This is a genomic window from Rhizobium sp. LjRoot258 (assembly GCF_964254185.1).
Taxonomy (GTDB): Bacteria; Pseudomonadota; Alphaproteobacteria; order Rhizobiales; family Rhizobiaceae; genus Rhizobium.
In genome coordinates this window covers 2,807,862-2,823,044 of record NZ_CAXUST020000001.1, presented here as the reverse complement: position 1 = coordinate 2,823,044, position 15,183 = coordinate 2,807,862, and the positions used below count along the sequence as shown (strand labels likewise).

Below are 15,183 nucleotides of genomic sequence, written 5' to 3'. Positions count from 1 at the left end.
CGTAACGGATGTTATCCGGATAATAATGTTGCGTTGCAGCATTTCGTCACGCGATTGCGTTCATCTTTTCTTCAGTCGCGTGCCGGGATCATGATGAAACACGCCTCATTCTATTCGTTTCAGCCATAAGCGCGGCTGTCGTGGAATCGCCGGGACCGAGCCTGAGAATGCCATGTTCGTCGATCAAGTGTTCCAGCAGATTTCTCAGCCCGTCACTGAAGTGCCGGCTCGCCTCTCCAGCCTCGTGGCTTGCAAGAGTCGTGGAGCCGATGATGCGGATGCCTGAGACGCTGATGGTTTCGTCGGCTCGCGTCAGGGCACAATTCCCGCCACTTTCGGCGGCGAGATCGACAACGACCGCTCCCGGGCTCAGCCGCGAAAGCATGTCCTCGTCAAGCAGCACGGGGGGAGTTTGACCGGGAATCACAACGTTGGTCGTGATCAGTTGCATCTTGGACAGAGGATCGGAAAGCTCTTGGTCCAAGGACGTACCGAGAAATCTGGCACCGAACCGTTCGATCTTTGCTTGTGAATCTTTCCCGGGGCCAAAGCCATGGGTCAGCGCGCCGAGACGGCGCGCCGTCGCCAGTGCCTGCAGGCTTGCTGCGTCGCTGCCCAATGCGGCCATTTTGACCGGCCGGACAAAGCTTCCGTCCACCGTCAGCATCGGATGCGAAATGCCGAACTGCCTGGCCGCTTCCAGGACGGCGGCGTGGCCGGTAATAGCTGCCTGTCTCGATGAAATGTCCGCACCCTTGACGCCCTGCATCCCGGAAAGCCTGGCGATGTCGAGATAAAGCGGCCGTTGTCCGGCTGCTAGACCGGCCACCGGTGCTGCGTTCGAACCAAGGAAAATGACAACCGATGTCGCTGGGAAAATCCGCGTGGCTGCGGGCTGCCGCACACTGACGAACACATCCGACGAGGGTGCCATCTCAGCGAACTCGGCGGGCTCTGCCCCTGCAGCGATATAGGCGTCGTCCACGTGTCCCGCGCCGATGCCGCAGCTGCGCTCGAAACGAACAGACATACGCTCGCAAAGGCGCCGCACGTCGTCCGGCGTCAACGCAACGCGACGCTCACCGGGATGTGTTTCCCGAAGCAGCCCGGCGCGGACGCGGATAACATTAGACATTCATTGCTCTGGAAGAGGGGTAAATCGAACTGTGGCGCGCGAGCGATATAGGCTCACTCTTCCATAGTTTTATGACAGTTTCGTAATTTTATTTTGGGCAGTTTCGAGGACTTTCCTTTTCCGCAACTGCTGATAAGTCCTTCATTTTAAAGGATACTGTTTGCAGCTTGCATGAGCGATATCGAATAAGGCTGTTGGCAGTGCGAGATCAGGTTTTGCCCGGAGGCATTTGGATGTAATGGTCAGTCATCAGGCGCTTTGCTGGAGGCATCGGTGAATTTCTATTCGGTTTACGATCAAGGTTTTGTCCGCGTGGCGGCCTGCACGCCGAATTGCGAGATCGGCGATCCCGATTTCAACGCGCAGGCAACATTGGAACTGGCGCGCCAGGGACATGCCGAGGGCGTTGGCCTGATGGTATTCCCCGAACTCGGAATCTCCAGCTACTCGATCGACGACCTGCTGGGGCAGGACGCGCTTCTCAAGGGCGTCGATGCTGCGATCGCCGAGATCGTCCGGGCAAGCCGCGATCTCACACCGGTTCTTCTTGTCGGCGCGCCGCTGCAGAACGGCGGGCGGCTCTACAATTGCGCTGTCGCCATTCACGCGGGTCGCATCCTCGGCGTCGTTCCGAAGATGCATCTCCCGAACTATCGCGAGTTCTACGAGAAACGCTGGTTCGCGTCCGGGCGAGGCGTGCGCGGCGAAAGCATTCGTGTCGCCGGCGAGACAGTGCCGTTCGGCACAGACCTCATCTTCGCAGCCGAAGATATGGAAGATTTCGTTTGTCACATCGAGATCTGCGAAGATCTCTGGGCGCCGGCGGCGCCGAGCGATTTCGGTGCTCTGGCGGGTGCACTGATCCTCGCCAACCTTTCGGCAAGCAACATAACGGTCGGAAAGGCCGACACCCGTAAGCTTCTGTGCTCGGCACAGTCGGCGCGTAGCCTGTCGGCCTATGTCTACTCGGCCGCCGGCCCGGGCGAATCGACGACGGATCTCGCATGGGACGGTCAGGCTTGCATCTACGAGCTCGGCAGTCTGCTTGCCGAAACCGATCGTTTCCCGACGACATCGCAGATGTGCGTGGCAGATATCGACGTCGAGAGGCTGCGGCTCGAGCGGTTACGAACCGGCACGTTCAATGATGCGGCCACGCTCAACCTTACGGCGGGGCACGAATTCCGGCGCGTAACGTTCCAGTTCAAGAAGCCGAAGGGCGACATAGGCCTGAAGCGCGATGTTGCGCGCTTCCCCTTCGTGCCGGCTGATGAAAGTCGCCTCGATCAGGATTGCTACGAAACGTTCAACATCCAGGTGCAGGGGCTGATGAAGCGGCTGCGCTCGACCGGCATCAAGCGGCTTTGCATCGGCATTTCGGGTGGTCTCGATTCCACCCATGCACTGCTCGTCGCGGCACGCGCCTTCGACCAGCTCGGCTGGCCGCGTTCGGACATTCTCTGCTTCACCATGCCGGGATTCGCGACGGGCGACGCCACCAAGTCGAACGCCTGGGCGCTGATGCGGAGCATGGGCGTGACGGCGGAGGAAGTGGACATCAGGCCACTGGCCCTGCAGTTGCTCAAGGATCTGAAGCATCCCTTCGGCAGCGGCAAGCCGGTCTACGATACGACCTTCGAAAACGTCCAGGCTGGTCTGCGCACGGACTTCCTGTTCCGAGCCGCAAACCAGCGCAACGCACTGGTGCTTGGTACCGGAGACCTGTCGGAAATTGGTCTCGGTTGGTCGACCTACGGCGTCGGCGACCAGATGAGCCACTACAACGTCAATGCATCGGTGCCGAAGACCCTGATCCAGCATCTGATCCGGTGGGTGATCCGCTCCGGTGATTTCGATGCGGAAGCGAATGCGACATTGGAGAGCATTCTTGGCACGCTGATTTCGCCCGAACTGGTTCCCGCCGATGAGAACGGCGTCATGCAGAGCACGGAGGACAAGATCGGGCCATATGATCTGCACGACTTCGCCCTCTATTACACGACGCGTTTTGGCCTTCGCCCTTCGAAAATCGCCTTCCTTGCCTACAATGCCTGGCGGGATGCCGGGGCGGGCGTCTGGCCGCCGCATTTCCCCGCCGACAAGCGCCGCAGTTTCGATCTGCCCGTCATCAAGCACTGGATGGAGGTTTTCCTGTTCCGGTTCTTTACGATCAGCCAGTTCAAGCGGTCGGCATCGCCGAACGGCCCGAAAGTGACGTCGGGCGGTTCGCTGTCTCCGCGTGGCGATTGGCGCGCGCCATCCGACGGCAACGCGCGGATATGGCTGAAGGAGTTGAAGTCAAATGTCCCTGATGCAAAAGCCTAGGGCTGTCGATAGTGCCTTGCAAAAGCTGTCGGCCGCCGCAGATACCATTATGTGAATGACAGTTGGCGGTAGCACATGGACGATGAACCTTGTCCATTCGAAGATCTCCCCCGCTACGAGATCCGTCAGGAGCCGCGTGGAGGGTGGACAATCGTCGACACCTTGACGTCCCTGCCTGCGGCAACGGACGGCAGGGACTTCGTCGGTCTCACGAAGAGAGATGCGGAGGACATTGCCCGCGAACTGAACCTCAGTGCCGCCCAGGGTCGCGATCCGCTGCTGTGATCTCCCGGAACTTGCCGACAGCGGTCGCGTTTCGTTGCCAAAGGTGCAACGATGACTGCCAATGACAACAGGCCGGACGATCACTCTACCGATCGGCACACGGCCTACGAAGCGCAGGAAAAGGCGCTGTCAAGGGAAGGGCGAAGCCTTTCAGCCTGGGCATTGTTTGGTGCCGTGGTCTTCGTGGCGGCGATGGTCGCCTTGGCATTCAGTGTCTGGACAGGCGGCGGCACCGATCCCGCGCCAAAGGCGCCGGCACGAGCCAGCAGCCCCAATACCGTGCCGCCGCCAACGCAAAACACCAACTGACTACGTCATCCATTTCCGGTGCTCCGCAAAGCGCTCTGCGAGCAGGTCGATGAACAGGCGCACTTTCGTCGGCAAGTGACTGCGGTTCGGATAGACGGCGTTGATGCTGAACTCGACGGCGCGATAGTCGGGCATCATCCGGACGAGCCTTCCCGACGCGATGTCGTCGAACACAACGAAACTCGGCGCCAGAAAGATGCCCTGGCCCGTCGTCGTCAGGTGCCGTAGCGTCTCGGCGCTGTTCGACACGACGTTGCCACCGATCTTCACGCTCGCCTGGGCGCCATCGGTGCCTTCAAAGCGCCATTCGTCTCCATAGGGGTAGTAGGTGTACTGAAGGCAGTTGTGGTTGGCCAAATCCGCCGGCACCTGCGGTATCGGATGGCTCTCAAGATAGCTTGGCGAACACACAAGGATGTGCCGCCAAGGCGTCAGCTTCCGGGCGACAAGGCTCGAGTCCGGCGGCGGTATGGTGCGGATCACGAGATCATAACCCTCCTCGACCATATCGATCATCCGTTCACCAATATTCATATCGAGGGTGATCGACGGGTAGAGCTCGAGATACTCGCTGACCACCGGCAGAAGGAAGCGGACGATGGCGGTGCTGGTATAGACCTTGAGGGTGCCACGCGGCGTCGAGCTCATCGCTCCGGCGGTACTGTCGGCTTCCTCGAGATCGGCCAGGATCTGGGCCGACCGTTCGTAGTAATATTTGCCGGTTTCCGTGAGGCTGACCTTGCGTGTTGTGCGGTTGAGTAGCCTGACCCCCAGCCTGTCCTCGAGGGACTGTACGTGGTTGCCGACCATCGTCACCGACATGTTGAGACGGCGTGCGGCTGCAGAGAAGCCGCCGCACTCCACCACGCGACCAAAGACTGTGAGGCTTGTCAGCCGGTCCATTGGGTTCTCCGATTATCCGCTCTGAGTTGATGATCCTTCCCGATCGGAGCAGATTATCAGAACGCACGTGACGGCGCATTGTCCATCTCATCGAATTTGACCTCGCGTGGCGAGGCAAGTCACAGGAGAAGGACAATGGTCGAACTACCCCGCAAGGAAGCTTTCGAGGTGGCCGGGGAAGCCGCGGTCGCAAAGGTCGCCGAAGTCCCGGCTGCACCGCCCGCACACGTCTCGTCCGCTGTCGAAGCCAAAGGCAAGACCGGCCGCAGGATCATCAAACGGACGATCATTGCGGCAGCGCTTCTTGCCGGTGTCGCCTTTGCGGTCGACTATGGTCATCACTATTGGACGGTAGGCCGCTTCATCGAATCCACAGACGATGCCTATGTGAAGGCTGACTACACGACGGTTGCGCCGAAGGTTTCCGGTTACGTCGCCGACGTTCTTGTCAACGACAATGATGCGGTGAAGGCTGGCCAGGTGCTCGCCAAGATCGACGATCGCGACCATCAGGCCGCGCTGTCCCAAGCCAAGGCCGACGTCAAGGCTGCCGCAGCAGCGATCACGAACCTCGATGCGCAGATCGACCTGCAGCAATCGATCATCGGCCAGGCGAAGGCGACGATCGATGCATCGCAGGCGAACCTGGATTTTGCCCGTTCCGATGCGGCCCGCTCGCAGCGACTGATCACCAACGGCGCCGGCAGCCAATCGCGGGCCGAACAGAGCCAGTCGCTTCGCGACCAGGCGCAGGCGGCGCTTGAGCGAGACCAGGCTGCGCTGGTTGCCGCGGACAAGAAGATTCCGGTGCTTCAGACTGAGCGCGACCAGGCAGCCGCCCAACGCGACCGTGCCGCCGCCGCCCAGCATCAGGCGGAGCTCAATCTCTCCTACACCCAGATCATCGCTCCGGTTGACGGCACCATAGGCGCCCGCACCATTCGCGTCGGACAGTTTGTAACCTCGGGTACGCAACTGATGGCGGTCGTGCCACTGCATTCCGTCTATGTCGTCGCCAACTTCAAGGAAACACAGCTTACCGACGTTCGTGCCGGCCAGCCGGTCGAAGTCAAGGTTGACAGTTTCCCCGATGCGGAAATCAAAGGCCATGTCGACAGCATCTCGCCGGCGAGCGGACTGGAATTCTCGCTGCTGCCTCCTGACAATGCGACCGGCAATTTCACCAAGATCGTTCAGCGCATCCCGGTGAAGATCGTCATCGACGATGAGGGAATGAGTGGTTTGCTTCGCGCCGGAATGTCCGTCGAACCAGAAATCGATACCAAAGCCACTGCCAGGTAGGTCATCGCAGGATTATCCAGCCTGACTGGATGATCCTTCCCTCCTTTCCCGAATTATCAGCCACGCCCCGTCATGAGATTGTTTTCCGCAGAACCCGGAAGGAGAAACGTCATGGCTACCCTTCAGATCGCCACCAACAATTCGAGCCTGCGCCCTGCGCTCGCCGCGGCCTCTAAGCCTGCAGCGATGAGCCCGCTGAAAATGTGGAGCGCCGTTATCGGATCGACGCTTGGCGCCTTCATGGCAGTTCTCAACATCCAGATCGTCAACGCTTCCTTGGCCGACATTCAAGGGGCGATTGGTGCCGGAACGGATGATGGTGGCTGGATTTCGACCTCATATCTGATTGCCGAGATCGTCGTCATCCCGCTCAGCGCCTGGCTGGCCCGTGTTTTCTCGCTTCGCAGCTATCTGCTTGCCAATGCCATCCTGTTTCTCATCTTCTCCGTCGCCTGCGCCTTTGCCGCGAACCTTCAGCAGATGATCATCCTGCGTGCCATCCAGGGCTTTTCCGGTGGCGTGCTGATCCCGATGGCATTTACGATCATCATCACGCTGTTGCCGAAGGCAAAGCAGCCGGTCGGGCTTGCCCTCTTCGCACTTTCGGCCACCTTCGCGCCGGCCATCGGCCCGACGATTGGCGGCTATCTCACCGAGAATTGGGGTTGGGAATACATCTTCTACGTCAACCTGGTTCCGGGAGCCCTGATGGTTGGCATGCTGTGGGCTTCACTCGATCGTTCGCCGATGAACCTCGGTCTCTTGGCCAAAGGTGACTGGCCCGGCATCATCACCATGGCAATCGGTCTTGCCGCCCTGCAGACGGTGCTGGAGGAAGGCAACAAGGAGGATTGGTTCGGATCGGATTTCATCGTCCGGCTGTCGATCATCGCCGCTGTCTCCTTGACGCTCTTCCTGATCATCGAGCTGCGGACCGCGTATCCGCTGCTCAACCTGCGCCTGCTGCTGCGCCGCAATTTCGGTTTCGGATTTGTCGCCAACTTTCTGCTGGGCATCGCGCTCTACGGCTCGGTCTTCGTCCTGCCGATCTACCTGACGCGCATCCAGGGATACAATTCGGAACAGATCGGCATGGTGCTCGCCTGGACCGGCATTCCGCAGCTAGTGTTGATCCCGCTGGTGCCGCGTCTGATGAAACGCTTTGACGTCCGTCTGCTGATCGTCGTCGGTTTCGCGCTGTTTGCCGCTTCCAACTTCATGAACGTTCACATGACCGGCGACTATGCGAGCGATCAGCTGTTCTGGCCGAACATCGTGCGCGCTGTCGGTCAGGCCCTTGTTTTCACGCCACTGTCTGCCATCGCCACTGCAGGCATCGAACAGGAGAATGCAGGTTCCGCGTCCGCGCTCTTCAACATGATGCGCAACCTTGGGGGCGCCGTCGGAATCGCCGGCTTGCAGACCTTCCTGACGAAGCGGGAGCAGTTTCATTCGAACATCCTGACCAACTCTGTCAGCGTTTTTGAGGAAGCAACGCGCGATCGTGTCGCAAAGCTTTCCGCCTACTTCATGAGCCACGGTGTCAGCGATCAGGCCGTTGCCACGCACAAGGCCGTCGTCGCTATCGCACTCAAGCTGCGCAAGCAGGCCAACATCATGGCCTTCAGCGACACGTTCTTCCTGCTTGGCGTTGCTCTGCTCGTCGCATTGCTTGCAACGCTTCTCTTGAAGAAGCCGGGCCATTTGTCCGGGGGCGGCGCTCACTAGCGCCTCCGACCGTTTCCAGGGAGAAATGCCATGAACCGCATCGTCCAAATAGAAGAGCCCGACACTCGGTTGATAAAGGTCGACCGCGCAGCGAGCTCCACCAACTCTATGCTTTCGTTGATCGAGTGGCTCTCTGGCGATGAATGCCACGCCCTCGATGAGCCCGGCCTGATCTCCACTCTTGGGCGCCGCCTACGGGCGCTTGGTCTGCCGATCGATCGCTTGACGCTTCACCTTATGACGCTTCATCCGGAGCTTATCGGCCGAACGCTTGCTTGGGCCCCAGGCGACCCTGTCGAGATTCACGATCGCGAGCACGGCGCGCGCCAGATCTTTGCCAATAGCCCGCTGCGCAAGGTCATGGATAGCCGCGAACCGCTTGTTGTCGGACCAGGCGACAGCCCGCATGGACGCTGGCAGGACATCGATATATTTGCAGGTCGTGGGCTCGTGCAATTGATGATTTCGCCCCTTTGCAATGCCGATGGGCCGGTCAGTGCGGCAGCCTTCGGCACCCGGCGGGCGGGCGGCTTCACGCCCGCCGAAATCCAGGTTCTCAAACGCATTCTGCCGGCCTTGCGCAACACCTGCGAGTTGCGGGTGATGCGGCAGGTCGAACTCAGTCTGCTCGATACCTATGTCGGGCCGCTGACGGCACAGCGCATCCTTGCCGGGCAGATTCGGCAGGGCGAAATCGAATCTATTGAGGCAGCGCTGCTGCTGTGCGATCTGCGTGGCTTCACCGAGATATCGAACCGGCTCCCCAGCAGCAGCGTGCTCGAGTTGCTGAATGCCTATTTCGACAAGGTCATTCCTGCCATCACGCGCGAGGGTGGCGAAGTTCTGAAATTCATGGGCGATGCCGTTCTTGCGTTCTTTCCCGGATATGATGCGGGCCGCAGCAGCGCGTCGGCATTGATCGCCGCCAGGGACATTCTGCGAGAGATCGATCGGTTCCAGTTCGGCGAGATTGCCGTCAACGTCGGCATTGCCCTGCACCATGGCGAGGTCAGCTACGGCAATATCGGTTCCGGCCGTCGCCTCGATTTCACGTTGATCGGCCCCGACGTGAATCTCGTCAGCCGCATCCAGACAGCGTGCGGAGATCTTCGCGTTGCGCTCCTGATGTCCGACGCGTTCCGGAAAGAGGCGCAGGCCGAAGCCGTCTCGGCCGGCTGGCACGCACTCAAGGGGTTCTCGGAGACGGTGGAGCTTTTTCGCCTGCCGGAGGCATGAACCTAGCCAAGCCTCCCGGAAAAGCGCTCGGCCAAACGCTCCTTCTGGAAGCGAGCGGTGATGAAGTCGATGAAGGCGCGGGTCTTTGCCGGCAGCAATGTTCGATTTGCGTAGTAGAGCGAAATCGGCCCGGCATCGGCATACCAGTTCGCAACGAGACGGACGAGTTCGCCACGTTCGAGGTAGGGCAGGGCATCTGCGGTTGCAATCATCGCGACGCCGAGGCCGAGGCGGGCGAGCTGACACATGGCCACGGGATCGTTGACAACGATCTTTTCCGACAACGCTGCAGGCATCTCATCGCCGGCGACGTTGCTCATCGCCCATTGACGGACACGGCCGGTTCGGCTGGACCGCATAACGATGCCGTCGAGCATGGAAAGCCCGGCCGGATCGAATGGCGCAACGCGACCCTTCATGTATGCAGGGGAGGCGACAGCAACGAGATGAGCGGGGGCAAGCGTTCGGGCGATGACACCGGGCGTTCGTTCGAAGCCGCCGCCGATTGCGGCATCATAGCCTTCGGAAATGAGATCGACCTGGCGGTTGTCGAACATCCATTCCGGCTTCACAAGCGGATAGCGTTTCAGGAAATCCGGCAGCAACGGCAGGACGTAGCCGGTGCCAAAGGCCGGGCTCATGCTGACCTTGAGGACACCGGACGGTTCGCCTTGATCGGTCGCCACGGCGGCAATGGCACTCTGCAGGTTTTGCAGATCATCGCGGATGGCGGCGAAGAAGCGTTCGCCCGCCTCGGTCAGCGTGAGCCTGCGCGTACTGCGCTGAAACAGGCGTACACCGAGATTGGCCTCGAGGGTCGCGACATTGCGACTGACGGCTGCGGGCGTGACGGAAAGCCGGCGCGCTGCAGCCGAAAATCCACCGAGTTCGGCGCTGCGGACAAAGGACTCCAGATTTGTCAGCGTTTCCATCGGATTTTCAACGGTTGCTTGAAACCAAGAAAGACTATTGTGCGGTGAAGTCGGGCGCAAGCGCCGAGGTGTCCGATGAGCAAGCCGAAGTCGAATATAAACTATATAAATAATAGCTATTTCTTGTGTGTTCACGGTTTTGGCGTTATTTGCTGAATAATGGGGACGGAGTACCGGGGGCGTAAGGCAACAGAAAATGCTGACGAAAAAGGGAAAGTATGGGTTGAAGGCGCTGGTTGACTTGGCGCGGCTCGCGCCCGGTGAAACCGCCTTCATCAACGACGTTGCCTCGCGCAACAACATTCCGAAGAAATTCCTCGATACGATTCTTCTGGAATTGCGAAATGTCGGCATTCTTCGATCGAAGAAAGGCCCGGGCGGCGGCTACTCGCTGTCGCGCCCGGCCTCCGAAATCCGCATCGGTCATGTTATCCGCACACTCGACGGCCCCTTGGCACCTATTCGATGTGCCAGCCGCACGGCTTTCGAAGCCTGCGACGACTGTTCCGATCCCGAAAACTGTCAGGTGCGGCGCTCCATGACCGAGGTCCGGGACGCGATCGCCGATATTCTCGACAACATGACGCTCGAGCAATTCGTCGCATCCGGCACCAAGCTGGACGATGCCGACGAGGAAGTCGCCATTTCGGTTGCCAATTGAGGCGTCAGCCGTCGCCGAAATAATGCGCAGCCGCCGTCCGGTAGAGATCGTCATCGGCCGCATCATTTGCGCGGATTCGTGCGTTTCTCCAATGCCGATCGAGATTCCGGCCGATGCTTGTCGCACCGTTGCCGGACAGCTCGAACAGTGCGTTGGCGACACCGAGCGCCGTCCTGCTTGCGGTGATGCTGGCGGCTGACGCGGAGAAGAAGGCAGCTTCGGTCCGGGCTGTCGAGGGGCTGACCTGCGCAAAGTCCAATTTGCCGCCGGCGCTTTCCAGGAGCGCAGCCGTGGCCTGCACGGAAAGTGCAAGTTTTCCAACCCCGGCCGAACGCGGCGCTTCCCGAAGACTGGCGAGGGCGGCTCGCGCGATGCCGAGGTCCGTCCCCGCATGGAGGAGGGCGGCCAGGGCCGAACTGGTCGTGTGACGCTGCTGGCGATCATCCACCGCTGCTTCGCCGTTTCCGATGACGCCATTGGCAACCGCGGATCCGGCGCCGTTCGTCCTTTGCCCGAAACCATCCCAGTCATCGATGATCTGCAGCCCCGCGGTTTCGCAAGGCAGGTGGAAGCGAACCGCTTGCCCCTGCGTGTCGATCGCGTCAGCGACGATCCAATCGGCAAACAGGATGCCGGGTACGCGCAAGCTTCGGCCGCTCAATTGATAGCCGAGGCCAGAGGGGACCGCCGCGGCCCCTTCAGCAAAGGTTGCTGCCACGAAATGATCGCCGGCAAGGGCGCGAACGAAGAGGAGGGCCCTTCGCTCTTCGTTCGGTTCATTCCTGAGCTCTTCCAGCACGGTGAAGTGATGCTCGAGGCATTCCCCGATCGAAGAATCGCCTTCCGCGATGATGGCGACAATCTCGCCGAGGAGCGCATTGGCGACATCCAGCCCCTCATTCTCTGGTGGAACCGTCACCGCTGTCAGTCCTGACTGGAAAAGGGCGTCGAGCTCCGCGCGAGGAAAGACCCGGTTGATGTCACGCTCGCTTGCCTGCAGCGCGAAGTCCGCAGCAAGCCGGCGCGCAGTGGCGATCGCCTCTTCCTCGCTTTCGATGCGGTGCGCGGCTGGTCTTGCCCGGTCGGCAAACCGCGATACGGTTCCCATTGCTCCTCCAATCAGTTGGGCCTCTAGGATTGATGGATCGCGGGTGCAATGATAAGGCGCGTTTTTCTACGAATGCACGAGCGATTGGATTTTATTGTCGCTTGATTGCACCAATGCGAAGCGTAGCGACGCTTCGATGCCCGCAATGAGAGGTTCAACATGCCTTCGACGGTCCGTGAGCGGCTGAAACTGGATCCCGGCGACATTCCGATCTACGCCATCGGTGACATTCATGGCAGGCATGACTTGCTGCAGAAGGCAGAGCAGGCAATCATCGACGATGCCGCAGCCATTCCAGGGCGCAAGCTCATCATCACGCTCGGCGACTACATCGATCGCGGGCCGTCATCAGCACAGGTCATCTCCCACCTGATGGCGCCTCCTCCCGAGAATTTCGACCGCATCTGCCTGACCGGGAACCATGAGATTACGATGCTCGACTATCTCGACGGTCTGGTTTCCTTTTCGGATTGGATGCGAATGGGGTCGGATGCGCTGCTGCGCTCCTATGGCCTCGACGCAGAGCAGTTGCCGCTGGTTTTCTCGACCGCAGCAAAGCTTGATAGCTTCATCAGGCAATCAATACCGAAGCCGCATGTGGATTTCCTGCGCTCCCTGCCGATTTTCGTCGATACGCCGAGCGTGCTCTTCGTGCACGCCGGTATTGATCCGATGCTGCCGATCGACGCGCAAAGTGACGAGGATCTTGTCTTCATCCGTCATCGCTTTTTCGAGAGCCGCCGACCGCTGCCGAAGGTAATCGTCCACGGCCATACGCCGAACGAGGAGCCTGAGGTCCTGCCGAAGAGGCTGAACCTCGACACTGGCGCCTTCCACAGTGGCAAACTCACGGTTGCCAGGCTGTGGAAGGGGCGTGTGCATCTCTTCCAGACATGATCAGGCACCGGCTTTTGCTGGCTCCCGCTTCTTCGGCGTCTCTTCCGTGTAGTAGCTCACATATTTATGGCGGTAGCGTTCCGTGCCGCCGAAGTTGGTGAACTTGCCGAGCTCGGTCATGTCGGTCTTGTTGAGGATCACGCCGAGAATCTTGGACTTGATCTGCGGCTCGGCATTCAGAAGGTCACGCACGACGGATGTCGGCGTCGAGCCCCATTCGGTCACAAACAGGAAGCCGTCGACCTGCGGGGCAAATGCCTTGGCGTCGATGACGGGGCCGAGCGGGGCAAGGTCGACGACGATGTAGTCGAACATCTTGCGTGCATTTTCCATGAGGTTGAACATGCCCTGCGAAGCGAGCAACTCGCTGGTGTGCATGAGGTGATCGTTCGGCAGAACCGGGAGGATTGCCAGCTTCGTCACCGGATCGACCTTGACGGCACTTGCCCACGGAACCTCACCAAGAACCGCCTCGACGAGCCCCTGCTGTGGCGGTGTCCGCAGCATGCGCGTCAGGCCTGGATTGCGAAGGTCGGCATCGATGAGCAGCGTGCGCTTGCCGCTGGAGGCAAGAAGCGCCGCGAAGTTGGCCGCCGTGGTCGACTTGCCTTCTCCCGGCATCGCCGAGACGACGCCGATAACGCGGTCGGATTTGCCCTGGAACATGACGTCGCTCGCAAGCTTCGCATTGCGCAGGGTTTCGGCGAAGATCGAGCGCGGTGCTTCGAGGACAACACGCATGATGCGTTCGAAGGTCGCGCCGGAATCGGCTGCCGCTTCGGCAGGGTCCAGCGCCGGATTGGCGCGGGGCCGGAAGAGCTTGCCCTCCCGCGGCGCCTTGCCGATCAGCGGCAAATAGCCGAGGAATTTAAGGCCAAGGATCGTCCTGACGTCGCCCTCGACGCGGAAGAAACGTTCACGGAATTCCTGGAATGCAGCGAGCGCGCCGCCGGCCATCAGGCCGAGAACGATGGCAAGGCCAAGCGTCATGGTCTTTTTCGGGCTGGACGGCGAGACCGGCACACCTGCCTCAGAGATCACGCGAGCCTTGGCAATGGGGAAGGACTGCTGCTGCGAGGCCTCCTCGTACTTGCCGAGGTAGGATTCGTAGAGTGTCTTCAAGGCAGTTGCCCGTTGCTCGAGATCGCCGAGCTGGACGATCGACCTGTCGGCTTCCGAATTCTTGCCTGTCAGGTGTTCGATGTTCTGGCGGAGCGAGGCTTCCCGGGAGCGGGCGACTTCGAACTCGTTGCGGTAACTGGACGTCAACTGCTGGAGTTCCTGATAGATCTGGCGGGTCAGGTCCTGCTTTTCGGCACGCAGAGCGACGGCTTGCGGGTGGTCTTCGCCGAAGTTTGTCGTGACCTCCTGTTCGCGCTTGTTCACCGAGATGTAACGGGTGCGCAGATCCTGGATCACCGTATTGTCCGTCTGGCCGGACGAGATTGCCGCGTTGTTGACGGCGCTGTCGGGGCCAAGATCAACGATCGACTTGAATTGGTTGTAGCGGGCCGAAGCGCTGGCACTGTCTGCCTGGGCGACGATCAGCTGCTTGTTGAGGTCGGCAAGCTGCTGTTCGGACATCAGCTCACCATTGGCCGATGTCAGCCCGTTCTCGGTCTTGAACTTCGCCACATCGAGAGCTGCCTGCTGCGACCGCTCGCGAAGATCGGCGAGACGCTGCTGCAGCCAGACCGAGGCGCTTTCCGTCGCGTCGAAGTTGGCATTCAACTGATCGTTCAGATAAGCGTTCGCGTAAGCCTTCGTGATCCGCGCGGCGAGGAGCTTGTCGGTCGAACGGAAGGAAACCGCCAGAACAGAGCTGCGGTTGACGCGCGATACGGCCACCGCGTCCTGCAGCAAAGCGGCCGCCTTCTGACGGCGGGCGTTGCGAGCATCGTCTTCCGTAGCCGGCGGCCCTCCAGGTGCCAATACGCTCACAATCAGCTTCATCCCGGACTTGATCAGCGCGGCGGGCGACTGCGGAGGATCGAGGATTGTGTCGTTATCCTGAAGCTTCTCGGCATCGACCACGCGAAGCGCGAGCTCGTTCGACTTCAGGATTTCGACGGCGCTGGCGATCTGCATGTCGACCTGCTGTGCGCTGGCCGCCGGCGTCGGATCCTGCGCGTATTTCGCAATATCGTCGTCGAGCAGGATCTGCGTCATCGACGTGTACTGCGCTGTGGCAAAGAGCAGATAGACAACGGCGAGCGTCACTGTCGCAGCAACGCAAAGCGCCACCGACCCGGCGCGGCGAATGACAATGGCGATCAGGCGATCGATGTCGATGAATGAATCGGAATCGTCGGCCGCTTTGGGCAGAGAACTGTGCAAGGTCAGGTTCCGTTGGTTCATGGCT

Annotated in this window: 13 protein-coding genes; 8 read left to right on the top strand and 5 right to left on the bottom strand. The window is 60.3% G+C overall.

What is annotated here, in order from left to right; genetic code table 11:
- Positions 1–88: 88 nt before the first annotated feature.
- Entirely contained in the window at positions 89–1,135 is a 1,047-nt protein-coding gene (locus tag ACSQ9D_RS13940; RefSeq protein ID WP_436282712.1) for an NAD/NADP transhydrogenase subunit alpha, read from the bottom strand.
- A gap of 273 nt (positions 1,136–1,408) precedes the next feature.
- On the opposite strand from ACSQ9D_RS13940, the gene ACSQ9D_RS13935 reads away from it, so the two are divergent.
- The 3 genes from ACSQ9D_RS13935 (at position 1,409) to ACSQ9D_RS13925 (ending at position 4,054) form a co-directional block, all read left to right on the top strand.
- A complete protein-coding gene (locus ACSQ9D_RS13935; RefSeq protein ID WP_436282711.1) occupies positions 1,409–3,460 on the top strand; it encodes an NAD(+) synthase in 2,052 nt (683 codons plus the stop codon).
- Between the two features lie 75 nt (positions 3,461–3,535).
- Positions 3,536–3,745 (top strand): hypothetical protein, encoded by a 210-nt coding sequence (locus ACSQ9D_RS13930; RefSeq protein ID WP_436282710.1) that lies wholly within the window; start codon positions 3,536–3,538, stop codon positions 3,743–3,745.
- Between the two features lie 51 nt (positions 3,746–3,796).
- A complete protein-coding gene (locus tag ACSQ9D_RS13925) occupies positions 3,797–4,054 on the top strand; it encodes a hypothetical protein (RefSeq protein ID WP_436282709.1) in 258 nt (85 codons plus the stop codon).
- On the opposite strand, the gene ACSQ9D_RS13920 is transcribed toward ACSQ9D_RS13925, so the two are convergent.
- Positions 4,055–4,957 carry a LysR family transcriptional regulator gene (locus ACSQ9D_RS13920; RefSeq protein WP_436282708.1) on the bottom strand — a complete coding sequence of 301 codons (903 nt, stop codon included), beginning with the start codon at positions 4,955–4,957 and terminating at the stop codon, positions 4,055–4,057.
- 135 nt (positions 4,958–5,092) lie between these two features.
- Here ACSQ9D_RS13920 and ACSQ9D_RS13915 point away from each other — a divergent pair, with 135 nt between their 5' ends.
- From ACSQ9D_RS13915 to ACSQ9D_RS13905, 3 genes are all read left to right on the top strand, one after another.
- Positions 5,093–6,259, top strand: a complete 1,167-nt coding sequence (locus ACSQ9D_RS13915; RefSeq protein ID WP_436282707.1) for an HlyD family secretion protein — start codon at positions 5,093–5,095, stop codon at positions 6,257–6,259.
- A 111-nt stretch (positions 6,260–6,370) separates the two neighbouring features.
- Positions 6,371–7,987 carry an MDR family MFS transporter gene (locus ACSQ9D_RS13910; protein ID WP_436282706.1) on the top strand — a complete coding sequence of 539 codons (1,617 nt, stop codon included), beginning with the start codon at positions 6,371–6,373 and terminating at the stop codon, positions 7,985–7,987.
- 30 nt (positions 7,988–8,017) lie between these two features.
- Positions 8,018–9,223: an adenylate/guanylate cyclase domain-containing protein gene (locus tag ACSQ9D_RS13905; RefSeq protein WP_436282705.1), complete on the top strand. Its 1,206-nt coding sequence runs from the start codon at positions 8,018–8,020 to the stop codon at positions 9,221–9,223.
- Between the two features lie 2 nt (positions 9,224–9,225).
- Here ACSQ9D_RS13905 and ACSQ9D_RS13900 read toward each other — a convergent pair whose 3' ends face one another.
- Entirely contained in the window at positions 9,226–10,155 is a 930-nt protein-coding gene (locus tag ACSQ9D_RS13900; RefSeq protein WP_436282704.1) for a LysR family transcriptional regulator, read from the bottom strand.
- Between the two features lie 196 nt (positions 10,156–10,351).
- On the opposite strand from ACSQ9D_RS13900, the gene ACSQ9D_RS13895 reads away from it, so the two are divergent.
- The gene (locus ACSQ9D_RS13895; RefSeq protein ID WP_436282703.1) at positions 10,352–10,816 is read left to right on the top strand and encodes an RrF2 family transcriptional regulator; all 465 of its coding nucleotides are present in this window, start codon (positions 10,352–10,354) and stop codon (positions 10,814–10,816) included.
- A 4-nt stretch (positions 10,817–10,820) separates the two neighbouring features.
- Here ACSQ9D_RS13895 and ACSQ9D_RS13890 read toward each other — a convergent pair whose 3' ends face one another.
- The gene (locus ACSQ9D_RS13890) at positions 10,821–11,924 is read right to left on the bottom strand and encodes a monooxygenase (RefSeq protein WP_436282702.1); all 1,104 of its coding nucleotides are present in this window, start codon (positions 11,922–11,924) and stop codon (positions 10,821–10,823) included.
- Between the two features lie 159 nt (positions 11,925–12,083).
- On the opposite strand from ACSQ9D_RS13890, the gene ACSQ9D_RS13885 reads away from it, so the two are divergent.
- Entirely contained in the window at positions 12,084–12,821 is a 738-nt protein-coding gene (locus ACSQ9D_RS13885) for a metallophosphoesterase family protein (RefSeq protein WP_037120873.1), read from the top strand.
- Here the strand turns inward: ACSQ9D_RS13885 and ACSQ9D_RS13880 are convergent, their stop codons facing one another.
- Positions 12,822–15,179, bottom strand: coding sequence for a polysaccharide biosynthesis tyrosine autokinase (locus ACSQ9D_RS13880; RefSeq protein ID WP_436282701.1), 2,358 nt, complete (start codon positions 15,177–15,179; stop codon positions 12,822–12,824).
- Between the last annotated feature and the right edge of the window lie 4 nt (positions 15,180–15,183).

Bases quoted from the DNA above. Each gene is read 5' to 3' on its own strand.
- ACSQ9D_RS13915 (WP_436282707.1), top strand. From the start codon at position 5,093: ATGGTCGAACTACCCCGCAAGGAAGCTTTCGAGGTGGCCGGGGAAGCC.
- ACSQ9D_RS13930 (WP_436282710.1), top strand. From the start codon at position 3,536: ATGGACGATGAACCTTGTCCATTCGAAGATCTCCCCCGCTACGAGATC.
- ACSQ9D_RS13880 (WP_436282701.1), bottom strand. From the start codon at position 15,179: ATGAACCAACGGAACCTGACCTTGCACAGTTCTCTGCCCAAAGCGGCC.
- ACSQ9D_RS13895 (WP_436282703.1), top strand. From the start codon at position 10,352: ATGCTGACGAAAAAGGGAAAGTATGGGTTGAAGGCGCTGGTTGACTTG.
- ACSQ9D_RS13925 (WP_436282709.1), top strand. From the start codon at position 3,797: ATGACTGCCAATGACAACAGGCCGGACGATCACTCTACCGATCGGCAC.
- ACSQ9D_RS13890 (WP_436282702.1), bottom strand. From the start codon at position 11,924: ATGGGAACCGTATCGCGGTTTGCCGACCGGGCAAGACCAGCCGCGCAC.
- ACSQ9D_RS13920 (WP_436282708.1), bottom strand. From the start codon at position 4,957: ATGGACCGGCTGACAAGCCTCACAGTCTTTGGTCGCGTGGTGGAGTGC.
- ACSQ9D_RS13885 (WP_037120873.1), top strand. From the start codon at position 12,084: ATGCCTTCGACGGTCCGTGAGCGGCTGAAACTGGATCCCGGCGACATT.
- ACSQ9D_RS13940 (WP_436282712.1), bottom strand. From the start codon at position 1,135: ATGTCTAATGTTATCCGCGTCCGCGCCGGGCTGCTTCGGGAAACACAT.
- ACSQ9D_RS13910 (WP_436282706.1), top strand. From the start codon at position 6,371: ATGGCTACCCTTCAGATCGCCACCAACAATTCGAGCCTGCGCCCTGCG.
- ACSQ9D_RS13905 (WP_436282705.1), top strand. From the start codon at position 8,018: ATGAACCGCATCGTCCAAATAGAAGAGCCCGACACTCGGTTGATAAAG.
- ACSQ9D_RS13900 (WP_436282704.1), bottom strand. From the start codon at position 10,155: ATGGAAACGCTGACAAATCTGGAGTCCTTTGTCCGCAGCGCCGAACTC.